At 65.0% G+C, this 12,156-nt stretch carries 10 protein-coding genes; all 10 read left to right on the top strand.

Annotation, left to right across the window (positions count from 1 at the left end):
- The first annotated feature begins 81 nt into the window (after nucleotides 1–81).
- The 10 genes from Q9R47_RS22205 to Q9R47_RS22160 all read left to right on the top strand — a co-directional run bounded on the left by Q9R47_RS22205 (nucleotide 82) and on the right by Q9R47_RS22160 (nucleotide 12,119).
- Entirely contained in the window at nucleotides 82–798 is a 717-nt protein-coding gene (locus Q9R47_RS22205; RefSeq protein WP_311235290.1) for a WbqC family protein, read from the top strand.
- Nucleotides 785–1,441, top strand: coding sequence for a class I SAM-dependent methyltransferase (locus Q9R47_RS22200; protein ID WP_311235289.1), 657 nt, complete (start codon nucleotides 785–787; stop codon nucleotides 1,439–1,441). The genes Q9R47_RS22205 and Q9R47_RS22200 overlap by 14 nt, the downstream gene beginning before the upstream one ends.
- A gap of 24 nt (nucleotides 1,442–1,465) precedes the next feature.
- A complete protein-coding gene (locus Q9R47_RS22195) occupies nucleotides 1,466–2,260 on the top strand; it encodes a class I SAM-dependent methyltransferase (RefSeq protein ID WP_311235288.1) in 795 nt (264 codons plus the stop codon).
- A gap of 31 nt (nucleotides 2,261–2,291) precedes the next feature.
- On the top strand, nucleotides 2,292–3,746 hold the full coding sequence (locus Q9R47_RS22190; RefSeq protein WP_311235287.1) for an FAD-dependent oxidoreductase: 1,455 nt from the start codon (nucleotides 2,292–2,294) through the stop codon (nucleotides 3,744–3,746).
- A gap of 34 nt (nucleotides 3,747–3,780) precedes the next feature.
- The gene (rffA, locus tag Q9R47_RS22185) at nucleotides 3,781–4,935 is read left to right on the top strand and encodes a dTDP-4-amino-4,6-dideoxygalactose transaminase (RefSeq protein ID WP_311235286.1); all 1,155 of its coding nucleotides are present in this window, start codon (nucleotides 3,781–3,783) and stop codon (nucleotides 4,933–4,935) included.
- Nucleotides 4,936–5,220: 285 nt separating this feature from the next.
- On the top strand, nucleotides 5,221–9,030 hold the full coding sequence (locus Q9R47_RS22180; protein WP_311235285.1) for a glycosyltransferase: 3,810 nt from the start codon (nucleotides 5,221–5,223) through the stop codon (nucleotides 9,028–9,030).
- 149 nt (nucleotides 9,031–9,179) lie between these two features.
- A complete protein-coding gene (gene motA / locus Q9R47_RS22175; protein ID WP_311235284.1) occupies nucleotides 9,180–10,040 on the top strand; it encodes a flagellar motor stator protein MotA in 861 nt (286 codons plus the stop codon).
- A gap of 29 nt (nucleotides 10,041–10,069) precedes the next feature.
- Complete coding sequence (gene motB, locus Q9R47_RS22170; RefSeq protein ID WP_311235283.1) at nucleotides 10,070–11,008, top strand: flagellar motor protein MotB; 939 nt, start codon at nucleotides 10,070–10,072, stop codon at nucleotides 11,006–11,008.
- A 65-nt stretch (nucleotides 11,009–11,073) separates the two neighbouring features.
- Nucleotides 11,074–11,460: a chemotaxis response regulator CheY gene (gene cheY / locus Q9R47_RS22165; protein ID WP_011797421.1), complete on the top strand. Its 387-nt coding sequence runs from the start codon at nucleotides 11,074–11,076 to the stop codon at nucleotides 11,458–11,460.
- A gap of 2 nt (nucleotides 11,461–11,462) precedes the next feature.
- The gene (locus Q9R47_RS22160) at nucleotides 11,463–12,119 is read left to right on the top strand and encodes a protein phosphatase CheZ (RefSeq protein ID WP_311235282.1); all 657 of its coding nucleotides are present in this window, start codon (nucleotides 11,463–11,465) and stop codon (nucleotides 12,117–12,119) included.
- The last annotated feature ends 37 nt before the right edge of the window (nucleotides 12,120–12,156 follow it).

Raw genomic sequence — 12,156 nt, 5'->3', positions numbered from 1 at the left:
AAGTAAGCGGTTGGAGCGCAGCGCCCCATAATGCCGTGAGCGCGAGGTGACACGCGCGGCGCCTTTTTCGACGAGCACTGCATGCACACCACCGCCGTCATCGTTCAGTCGAACTACCTTCCCTGGAAGGGGTACTTCGACCTGATGCGCCAGGCAGACGTTTTCGTTCTGTATGACGACGTGCAATACACGCGGCGGGACTGGCGCAATCGCAACGTCATCAAGACCCCTCAGGGTTTGCATTGGCTCACCGTGCCGGTACAAAGCAAGGGGCAGTACGAGCAGAACATCGACAAGATCACGGTTTCATCGCCTGACTGGATCGAAAAGCACTGGAAAACGATAGCGATGAGCTACGGGAAATCCCCAGGATTTCCCGAATATGGGACGGCCATCCAAACCATGCTGCATGCCTGCGCCGGTCATAGGCTGTTGTCGGAAATCAATCGCCGATTGATCCAGGGCGTGGCGGAACTGCTTGGCATCCGCACGCCCATAGTCCAGTCCTCCTCTTATGGCAAGGTTGCCGGCAAAACGGAAAACCTCGTTCACCTCTGCAGGGCAGTGGGCGCGACACGCTATCTGTCGGGCCCGGCGGCAAAGAGTTACCTGGATCCCACGCTCTTTGCCAGCGCCGGCATCGGACTCACCTACATGGATTACTCTGGATACCTGCCGTACGAGCAGCCCCACGGCCCCTTCAACCATTTCGTGAGCGTCATCGATCTATTGATGAGCACCGGGCAGAAAGCCGCTGGCTATCTCATCCAGCAGGAACCTTGCCGTGACGTGCGATGACCATGCTTTGCACGAAGGGATTGCGCGCTACTATGAGCGTCGCCTGCGTGACAACGGCCCCACCCCCCAGGGCGTGGACTGGAACGGGGCCGAATCCCAGCAGCTCCGATTCGCACAGCTCGTTCGGATAATTCAGGCCGACCACGGCACGGAAAGCGATGGACCCGTCACCTTGAACGATCTGGGCTGCGGTTATGGAGCACTGCTGACTTTTCTCGTCGAGCAAGGACTGGACATCGACTACGAAGGAACCGACCTGTGTGAGCCCATGGTGCAAGCCGCCCGGGCATGCCACGTAGGGGTCGCGAACGCCCGCTTCCGGATCGGCGGAGCCTGTTCCCGCCTGGCCGATTACAGCGTGGCGAGCGGCCTGTTCAATGTGCGCCAGGACGTGCCTGTTCCGTTGTGGGAGAAGTTCATCCATGACACGCTGGACGATCTGGACCGCAGCAGCCGCCGGGGATTTGCCTTCAACTGCCTCACTTCGTATTCGGACGCCGAGAAGATGAGGCCGCACCTGCACTATTGCGCACCCGAAGAGATCTTCCGCCACTGCAAGAACCGTTTCTCCCGCAATGTCGCCCTGCTGCACGACTATGGGCTCTACGAATTCACCATTCTCGTCCGCAAACAGGTCGGGTGACGCCGCCGCCAGCCGATACACAGCATGAATACCCCTCCTTCCCCTGCAGACCCCCAGAAGCACGAGTCTTCGGTGCTGACGCATACCGCGGCCGACGGCATTCAGGCCCGGGATGAACTCTTCGCGCTGATGAATGGCTACGCGAGCACGCCCGAGGAAAAGGAGCGTTCGCTGGGCCTGTTCCTCCGAGGATCCCTTCTCGCACGCATCCTTGCTGTCGCGCACATTTATCAGCAGATCGTGGATATCCCCGGCATCGTGTTCGATGTCGGCACCTGGCGCGGGCAGACGGCGGTGCTCTGCGAGAACCTGCGCGCCATCTACGAACCATTGCACTTCAATCGCCGGATCGTCTGTTTCGATACCTTCGAGGGATATGCCGGTTTCGGCGAACAGGACCGCGCGACTGTGCTGCACCAGGAGGGTACGTACTCCGTGGGTGGGACCGCTTACGCCGAATACCTGTCACACCTGCTGCGGGTCCATGAACGCGCCAATGCCATGGGGCACAACAACGGCAAACACCGGGTTATCGCGGGCGATTGCCGGGTAACCATTCCCGCTTTCTTCGAAGAGCAACCCAACGAAATCCTGAGTCTGGCGTTTTTCGACGTGAATGCGCTCGCTCCCACACGCGAGGCACTTGAGCAGGTCTGGAAGCGGCTGGCGCCCGGCGGCATCGTGGCCTTCTGGCAGCTGACCCGGGCAGGCATGCGTGCCGAGGGGCAGGCCTATGCCACCGACCTCCTCAATCAATACCGCCATACGCTGCATCGCGCCCCCACGTACCCCAGCCTGTGCTACGCGCGCAAGACGTAACCGAGCCTTTCCGTTCCCATAGAGCTGCCATATGCATACCGTCGTCATAGGAAATGGCATCGTCGCCCTGTCCACGGCTTTCAGGCTCATGCAGCGGCTGGGCCCGAATGACCGGATCACCGTGATCGGCCCGCGCTCCCGGCCCGGATCCGCCACCCATGCGGCCGCAGCCATGCTCAACTCATTCGCGGAAATCGAGGCGGGAGGCCTGGAACATCCAGTGGATCTGTTCCGCTTCGAGCTCAGCCACCTGGCCACTCGCATGTGGCCGAACTTCGAGCGGCAGATCATCGACCACGCCGGCGGATGCCTGCCCGCCGACTGCGGCCAGTGCACGGGCTTTGGCGGAGGTGGCTGCATCGATACCGGCACGTTCGTCATCAACAACAATGCCGCCGACGATCTCGATGATGAAAACTTCGAGGCCATCGCCAAGGCCCTGGACGATTTCAGCGAGCCCTACGAGTACGTTTCCCCGCGCAGCATTCCCAATTACCGGCCGCACCAGGGGCAACGCGCCATGCGAGCCCTGTTCATACCGGGCGAAGGCTGGGTCAATCCGCGGCTGATGCTGGAGAAGCTCGACATGGTGGTCGGACGCCATCCGCAGGTGAGGTTCCTGGAGACAAGTGCGCAACGCCTGCAGCACGGCCAGGGAGCCGTCTCCGGCGTGGTGCTGGACAACGGGGAGGTCGTGGAGGCGGATAACTTCCTCTTGGCGACAGGAGCCTCCGCCTGGGATCTGCTGCAGCGCAGCGACCTGGACATCGGCATGCAGCGGGTGTTCTACGGTGTCGGCGTCTCCCTGGAAATCGAGAGCCCCGACAACCCCCACACCCACTGCATCCGCACACCCAACCGGGGGCTGGCGTGCGGGGTCTACAGCGCCCCCTACTTCACGGGTCCCCACCGGCCGACCGATCACATTCTCATAGGGGCCAGCAGCTTCACATCGGCAACGCCCGTGGCGCATGCCCGCATTGGCAGCGTGGAGTCCCTGCTGAAATCGGCCATGGAGCAGATCAACCGCGACTTCTACCGGGCCTCGCTGGTGCGGGTGAACGTAGGCTGGCGGCCCAGCAGCCAGGACGGTTATCCCATGGTGGGGCGGACTGCGCTTCGCAACCTCATCGTCGCGACAGGGACCAAGCGCGACGGCTTCCACATGGCGCCGGTCCTCTCCCAATACCTCGCGGGACTCGTCCATGGCGATCCGCTGCCCGATGAGCGGTGGAACTGGCTGGCACCCGATCGCGCACCGCTGCGGGTGCTGACCCGCGAGCAGGCGATTGCCAAGGCGGTGCGGCACCAGATCAGCGCGGCCTACCAGCATGGTTTTGTGCCCGCAAAAAGCCGCATGCCGGACCAGCTGGCCGATACCTACCGCAGCCAGCTGGAGCAATTGCATGACCAGGTGGGTGCCATCGATTGGGGGATTCCGCCCGATATGCTCGACATGTACCGGTACGGCCACGCAAAGCCCTGAACCGGGTCCCTGCCCATCACGGAAAAGCCCATCCATGGACAACCCCAGCATCCCTTTCGGCCAGCCGTTCATTGTCGGCAAGGAGCTTTTCTACATCGCCCAGGCGGTCATGAACGGCTCGATCGCGGGCGACGGGGAGTTCACGCGCAAGTGCCAGGAGTGGCTGGAGGTCCATCTGTCATGCAGGAAAGCCTTGCTGACCACCTCCTGCACGACAGCGCTTGAAATGTCCGCCATCCTGACGGATGTGCAACCAGGCGACGAGATCATCATGCCGTCGTTCACGTTCGTTTCGACGGCGAACGCTTTCGTGCTGCGCGGCGGCGTTCCGGTCTTCGTCGATATCCGCGCCGACACGCTGAACTTGGACGAGCGCCTGGTGGAAGCACTCATCACACCGCGCACCAAGGCGGTGGTGGCCGTGCATTACGCCGGGGTTCCCTGCGCCATGGACAGGCTCAAGGCCCTGTGCCGCAAGCATGGCCTGCGGCTCATCGAAGATGCCGCACAAGCCATCCTCACGCACGACGAAGGCCAGGCGCTGGGCACGATCGGCGACATGGGCTGCCTCAGCTTCCATGAGACCAAGAATGTCATCTGCGGCGAGGGTGGAGCCCTGCTCATCAACGACCCAGCGCTGATCGAGCGTGCAGAGATCATCTGGCAGAAGGGAACCAACCGCAAAGCCTTCTTCAGGGGCGAAGTGGACAGGTACTCCTGGGTCGACATTGGCTCGTCGTTCCTGCCGAATGAACTCACGGCGGCGTTCCTCTACGCCCAGCTGGAACACGCCAAGCGGATCAACACCCACAGGCGCGTGTTGTATGAGAAGTACCTCCAGATGCTCGGACCGCTCGAGCAAGAGGGCTTTCTCCAACTGCCGAAGACGGCTGCGCAAGTGGCCAACGGCCACATCTTCTACATCCTGTGCGCATCGCTGAAAGAGCGCACCGCTCTGACCGGATTCCTGCGCGCCCAGGGCATCGGCGCGGTGTTCCATTACGTTCCACTGCATGATTCGCCAGCCGGCCTGCGCCATGGCCGTGGCGGACACCTGCCGGTCACCACCGACATTTCCCAGCGGCTGCTGCGGCTGCCCATATATTCCGGCATGACCAGCGACGACGTCCGGCGCGTCGCCAGCGCCGTGAAAAGCTTCTACCACCCAATCTCCCGCGCCGGGGCGTGAAGCCCTCCCTGCTCCATGAAACCAGTGCAGTTCATCCGGGACAACCACGCCCGCTTTCTTCAATTGCTGGAACGAGTCCGGCAACGCATCCAAGCACGGCAATGGCAAGACGCCCTGGACGCCGCCTCGGAGTGCGCCTCGCACGCCTGGCTTCAGCACAGCGGGGTCTTCGCCTCTGCGGAACTCGAATCGCTGATCGCACAGGCCGGGAAGCATCTTTCAGCAGGCGCCCCAGCCCGCCCGCCCGCATCGGGTCCGAAAGCCTCCCGCCGGCTGCTCACCATCATGACCAGCGCCCACTCGGTGGGCGGGCACAGCCGCATCGCGTGGCGCTGGTGCCAGCTGGACGCCGGGTCCGAACACACGCTCGTATTGACCCGGCAGGCAGGGGCGGCGATTCCCGAGCAGTTGCTGGAGCTGCAGGCTGCCGGCCGGCTCACGATCGTCCTGCTGGAGCAGCCTGGCTGGGACGAACGCATTCAGGCCCTGCAGGCGCTTCTGGCGCGGGCCGACTACGCGATATTGCTGACCCACCCCCACGACGTCCTGCCCTGCGCGGCCGTACCGGCCATGGGAAACCCGCCGCCCATCATCGCCGTGGATCACGCCTCGCACGTTTTCTGGCTGGGCGTTTCCATCACGCAGGTGGCACTCAACACGGCGACCTATCTGCTGGAAGGGCGCCGCGGCATAGGCAGGCAGCACATCGGAGGCGCCTTGCTGCCGATGAATTTCGAGCACCTGGACCGTGGGCATATTGCAGCTTCGGCTGTGAAATCCGCCTACGGCATTCCGCAGGAAGCCACGCTGCTGCTGTCTGCCGCGTCAGGTTACAAATTCTGGGCCATTGAAGGCGTCAGCCTCGCGGCCATGATCGGCCCCGTACTCGCCCGCCATCCGCATGTCCATCTCCTGGCAGTCGGCGTGGGCAACCAGCGCCCCTGGGAGGAATTGCAGGCCCGATTCCCGGCGCAAGTCCACCTGCAGGGCTACCTGTCGGAATCGGAGCTGGTGGCCTGCTACCACGCCTGCGACATCTACGTGGATTCGCTGCCGCTGTCGTCACCCACCACACTGCTCGAGGCGGCCGCATGCGGCAAACCCATCGTGCGCTTTGCACCGCAGGATTGGAGAGGTACGGGTTTCTCGCTGGAGTTCGACTGCATCCCGCCAGCGCTCTATCTCTGGACCACACCGGCAGCGTACGAAGCCGATCTGCACCGCCTGATCGGCGACCCGGATTTCCGCCGGTGGCGCGGCGAGCTCGGCCGCACGGCCGTCCGCCTTCACTATTCCGATGCCACCTTCCTCTACAGCATGGAGGCGATCTACGAACAGGCCGACCGGCTGGAGCCCATTCAGCCCGCCCTCCAGGCGCTGGATTGGCGATGCGACCGCGTCGATCTGCTGCTGGCCCAGTTGGCGCACAACATGGCGCTGGACCGGCAGCAGCAGAACGAGTGCCAGGCGACTTCGAGATACTCGCTGCAGGACTGGCTGGCCCAGCGGACGCCCAACGCTGCGCAGCAGCGATTGATCGACGGCCATCTGGCTGCCAGTGCACCGTCCAGCCCCCGGGTGGCGATCGCCGTGCTCTGCGATGGCACGGACGCGGCAGCGCGCGAAGCCACCCTTCAAAGCCTGGCCGACACGTCCTCCCGGCATCTCACGGTCTCCGTTATCGCAGTGCCGCCAGGCGAGCGGGCAGCGGCACTGAACGAATGGGCTGCGCGCAGCGATGCGCAGTGGCTCTGCATGGTCGAGGCAGGCACGTGCTTCATTCACAACGGACTGCAAACGCTGTTCTTGGAACTGCAGAATGCATCCGACCATCGATGCCTCTATGCGGACGAACTGGTGGACGCCGGGGGGGGCCAGTGGGGGACCGTATTCCGCCCCGATTTCAACCTGGACCTGCTGCTCTCCTGCCCCCAGGGCATGGCACGGCACTGGCTCTTCAGGCGCGATGCGTTCCTTCAGGCAGAGGGGTTCGATCCGGATGTCCCCGAGGCTGCGGAACTGGACCTGATCCTGCGGCTGGTCATGGCCGGGGGCATCGAGTGCATCGGCCATGTCAGCGAGCCGCTGCTCGTGTCCGCGCTGCCGCAGCTGGTGAGCCGGCCCGACGAGATCACGGCCATCGCGCGGCACCTGCACATGCGGGGCTATGAGCGGGCCAGCGTCGATGCCAGCCTGCCGGGGCGCTACCGGGTGCATTACGGGCACGAAGGCACGCCGCCCGTGTCGATCATCATCCCCACCAAGGACCAGTTCGCCATGGTGGAGCGGTGCGTCAGCTCGCTGCTGGAGAAGACCGCCTACCAGAACTACGAAATCATCCTGGTGGACAACGGCAGCACGGACCCGTCCGCCTGCGCCTGGATCGACGGGCTGGAGGCGCTGGACGATCCCCGCATCCGGGTGCTGCGCCATCCGCATCCGTTCAACTATTCCGCGATCAACAACGCGGCGGCGCGCATCGCGCGGGGCGAATACCTCCTCCTGCTGAACAACGACACCGCCACGCTGCGCGGCGACTGGCTGGACGCAATGCTCAACCATGCGCAGCGGCCCGAGGTCGGCATCGTCGGGGCCAAGCTGCTGCACGCCGACGGCACCCTCCAGCACGGCGGCGTCGTGCTGGGCCTGCGCGGCCCGGCGGAACATCCCTTCATCGGCCTGCCGGCCGATGCGCCCGGCTACATGAACCGCCTGGAGGTGGACCAGAACTACAGCGCGGTCACCGCCGCCTGCCTGATGATCCGCCGCTCGGTCTACGAAGAGGTCGGCGGGCTGGACGAGGAAGCCTTCAAGGTGTCGTACAACGACGTGGACCTGTGCCTCAAGGTGCGGCAGGCCGGCTACCTCGTCGTCTGGACACCCCGCGCCGTCGTGCTGCACGAAGGCAGCGTGAGCCAGAACGCCGTGGATGGGGCCACGCAGGCGGCGAAGCGGGCACGCTTCGTGGGCGAGCAGGACGCCATGTACGAGAAGTGGCTGCCCGTGCTGGCCCGCGACCCGGCCTACAACGCCAACCTCTCGCTGCACGGCACCGGCTTCGACGTGGAGACGGACGCCGCCATCAACCGCCGCCCCCTGCCATGGCGCCCCCAACCGGTGGTGCTGGCATTGGCCGCCGACCATTTCGGCTGCGGCCACTACCGGGTGATCGAGCCGGTGCGCGCCATGCACGGCAGCGGCATCGCCGACGCGCGGTTCGCCGGGCGCTATTTCACGCCCGAGGAACTGCACCGGCTGCAGCCCGACACCCTGGTGCTGCAGCGCCAGGTGAACGAGGAACAACTGCAGCTCATCCAGCGCATCAAACGCCTTTGCCCGACCTTCATGGTGGCCGAGCTGGACGACTACCTGCCCAATCTGCCCCTCAAGAATGCGCACCGCCAGGAAATCCCCAAGGACGTGCTGCGGCAGTTGCGCCGCTCCGTCGGCATGATGGACCGGTTCGTCGTCTCGACCGACGCCCTGGCCGAAGCCCTGGAGGGCACCCATGCGGACATGCGGGTGGTGCAGAACCGCCTGCCGCCGCGCTGGTGGCGCGGGTTGCAGGGCAGCCGGCGCACCGGCGGACGGCCGCGCGTGGGCTGGGCGGGCGGCATCAGCCACCAGGGCGACCTGGAACTGATCGCCGATGTGGTGAAGGAACTGCACCGCGAGGTGGACTGGATCTTCTTCGGGATGTGCCCGGACCGCATCAAGCCCTATGTGCGGGAATACCACGGCCCGGTATCGATCGAGCGCTACCCGGCCATGCTCGCCAGCCTGAACCTGGACCTGGCGCTCGCCCCGCTGGAGCAGAACCTCTTCAACGAGTGCAAGAGCAATCTGCGCCTGCTGGAGTACGGCGCGTGCGGCGTCCCCGTGATCGCGAGCGACGCACGGCCCTACCGGTGCGGGCTGCCGGTCACGCTGGTGAAGAACCGCTTCAAGGACTGGGTGGATGCCATCCGGGCCCACGTGCAGGACCCGGACGCCGCCGCGCGCTCGGGCGATGCGCTGAAGGCCGCGGTCGAGCGCGACTGGATGCTCGAGGGGGTCCATCTGGAGAACTGGCTCCGGGCCTGGATGCCGGAGTGAGCGCGCAGCGGCAACGATTCCATTCAAGTGTGGAGCGTGCCGTCCGATACCATTGATACGATGGATACGTTTCGTATCCGCTCCGCTGCCGCCCCCGCTCCCCGAAGCGGTGGTCCTCTCCCACGCCCGGCTCATCCGCACGCACCAGCATGTTCGTCATCATCGGTTACCTCGTCTGCCTGGGGTGCATCTTCGGCGTCTTCATCGCGCACGGCGGCAACATCTCCGTGGTGCTGCACGCCCTGCCGTTCGAGATCGTCACCATCCTGGGCGGCGCCCTCGGCGCCTTCGTGGTGAACAACCAGCCCAAGGTGCTCAAGGCCACGCTCAAGGCCCTGCCCATGGCGTTCAAGGGCTCCAAGTACACCAAGGCGCGCTACATGGAGCTGATGGCGATGCTCTACGACATCCTCCAGAAGGCCCGCAAGGAAGGTCTGATGGCGATCGAGAAGGACGTCGAGTCGCCGCACGAATCGGAGATCTTCAAGAAATACCCGACCGTGGGCTCCGACCACCACGTGATCGAGTTCACCACCGACTACCTGCGCATGATGGTGTCGGGCAACCTGAACGCGCACGAGATCGAATCGCTGATGGACAGCGAGATCGAGACCCACCACCAGGAGGCGCATGCCCCGGTGGCGGCGCTGGCCCGGCTGGCCGGGGCACTGCCGGCCTTCGGCATCGTGGCCGCCGTGCTCGGGGTGGTGAACACCATGGGCTCGGTGGGCCAGCCGCCCTCGGTGCTCGGCGGGATGATCGGCTCGGCCCTGGTGGGTACGTTCCTCGGGATTCTGCTGGCCTATGGCGTGGTGGAGCCGCTGGGCGGCCTGGTGGAGCAGAAGCTGGAGGACGCCGCCAAGGAACTCCAGTGCATCAAGACCACTCTGCTGGCCAGCATGCAGGGCTACAACCCCGCCACGGCCATCGAATTCGGCCGCAAGGTGCTCTTCTCGGGCGACCGCCCCAGCTTCACCGAGCTGGAAAGCCACGTGAAGGGCAAGAAGTGATCCGCCCCACCCTGCCGTAAGGTCACGCCATGGCCGACAAGAAGCTCCAGCCGATCATCATCAAGCGCATCAAGAAGGGCGGGCACGCCGCGCACGGCGGCGCCTGGAAGATCGCCTATGCCGACTTCGTGACGGCGATGATGGCGTTCTTCCTGCTCATGTGGCTGCTGGGCTCGACGGCCAAGGGCGAGCTGCAGGGCATCGCCGCCTACTTCTCGTCGCCGCTCAAGGTGGCGATGCAGGGGGGCGACGGCTCGGGCAACAGCTCCAGCATCATCCCGGGCGGCGGCAACGATCTCTCCAAGGTGCACGGCCAGGTGCGGCGCTCTGACTCCGACGCGGCCACCAGCCGCCGGACCAACCTCGAGCACGCCCGCGCCGAACAGGCCCGGCAGGACCAGATGCGCATCAAGGCGCTGCAGGCCAAGATCGACGCGCTCATCTCGGAAAATCCGCGGCTGAAGGAGTTCAAATCCCAGATCCGCATCGACGTGACGCCCGACGGGCTGCAGATCCAGATCGTGGACGACCAGAACCGGCCGATGTTCGACAGCGGCAGTGCGTTGGTAAAACCCTACATGCGCGACATTCTTCGGGAAATCGGCGCGGCCCTCGGCGGGGTGGAAAACCGCATCAGCCTGGCCGGCCACACCGACGCCGCCCCCTATGGCAACGGCGACCGCGGCTACAGCAACTGGGAGCTGTCGGCCGACCGTGCCAACGCATCCCGGCGCGAACTGGTCGCCGCCGGCATGCCGGACGCCAAGCTGGGCCGTGTGGTAGGTTTGGCGGCCAGCGATCTGCTGGAGCCGGAGAACCCGCGCGCACCCGTGAACCGGCGCATCACCATCACCGTCCTGACCAAGGAAGCCGAGGAACGGCTGCTGGGCAAGAAAGCCCCGCAGGTCCCCGTTTCGGAGCTGGCGGCGGAAAAGCGGGAAAATCCTGCATCGACGCAGCAGCCGTAACGTCTTGTCACCAAAGCGGCTGCCCCTGACAATATCTCCTGCAATTTCGACCGAAAGGGTCCCACGTGACCACTGCCCTTCGTTTCCTGATCGTTGACGACTTCTCCACCATGCGGCGCATCGTGCGCAATCTGCTCAAGGAAAGCGGGTTTACCGACGCCGACGAGGCCGAAGACGGCGTCGTGGCACTGAACAAGCTGCGCAACAGCAAGTTCGACTTCGTGGTCACCGACATCAACATGCCCAACATGAACGGGTTCCAGTTGCTGGCCGAGATCAAGAAGGACGACAAGCTCAAGCACCTGCCCGTCCTGATGGTCACGGCCGAGGCCCGCAAGGAAGACATCGTCGCGGCCGCCCAGGGCGGCGCGGCCGGCTACATCGTCAAGCCTTTCACCAAGGCGACGCTGGAAGAGAAAGTCACGCTGATCCTCAAGAAGCTGGGACTCTGATCATGGACACGCCGGACCACAACGCCCCGGACTCCGCGGATGTCCACAACAAGATCGGGCAGCTCACCCGCCAGCTGCACGACGCGTTGCGGGAACTGGGCTATGCAGAGCAGCTGCGGGACTCCATGGGCGAGCTGCCCGACGCCCAGAGCCGTCTCTCCTACATCGCGCGCCTCACCGGCGAGGCGGCCGAGAAGGTGCTCAACCGCGTCGAGCAGGCCAAGGCCCAGCACGACTTCATCGCCGAGGAGACCCGCCGCGTGGTCGCCTCGCTGGTGAAAGACCCGGTGGCCGCGGTGGCCAAGGGCGAGATCATGAACTTCCTGCACGACGTGGAACGCGTGACCAAGGAAGCCGACGTGCATCTCACCGAGATCATGATGGCGCAGGACTTCCACGACCTCACCGGCCAGGTGATCGCGCGCGTGGTGAGCCTGGCGGGCACCATCGAGCAGCAGCTGGTGCAGCTGCTGATCCAGACGGCGCCCCCGCAGGCCCAGGCGGCCATTCCGGCGCCGGCACCCGCTCCGGCAGTTGCCGCCGTGCCCGAACCCCGCCGCGAGCACCTCGCCGGCCCGGTGGTGGACCCGGAAAACACCCCCAACATCGTCTCCAGCCAGTCGGAAGTGGACGACCTGCTGGCCAGCCTGGGCTTCTGAACGCCCGGCGGGAGGCCGCGCGCCCGAATAAGCGCCT

Origin of the sequence: Acidovorax sp. PRC11 (genome assembly GCF_031844105.1) — a bacterium.
Classification (GTDB): Bacteria; Pseudomonadota; Gammaproteobacteria; order Burkholderiales; family Burkholderiaceae_C; genus Paracidovorax.
This window is presented reverse-complemented; position numbering and strand designations above follow the sequence as displayed.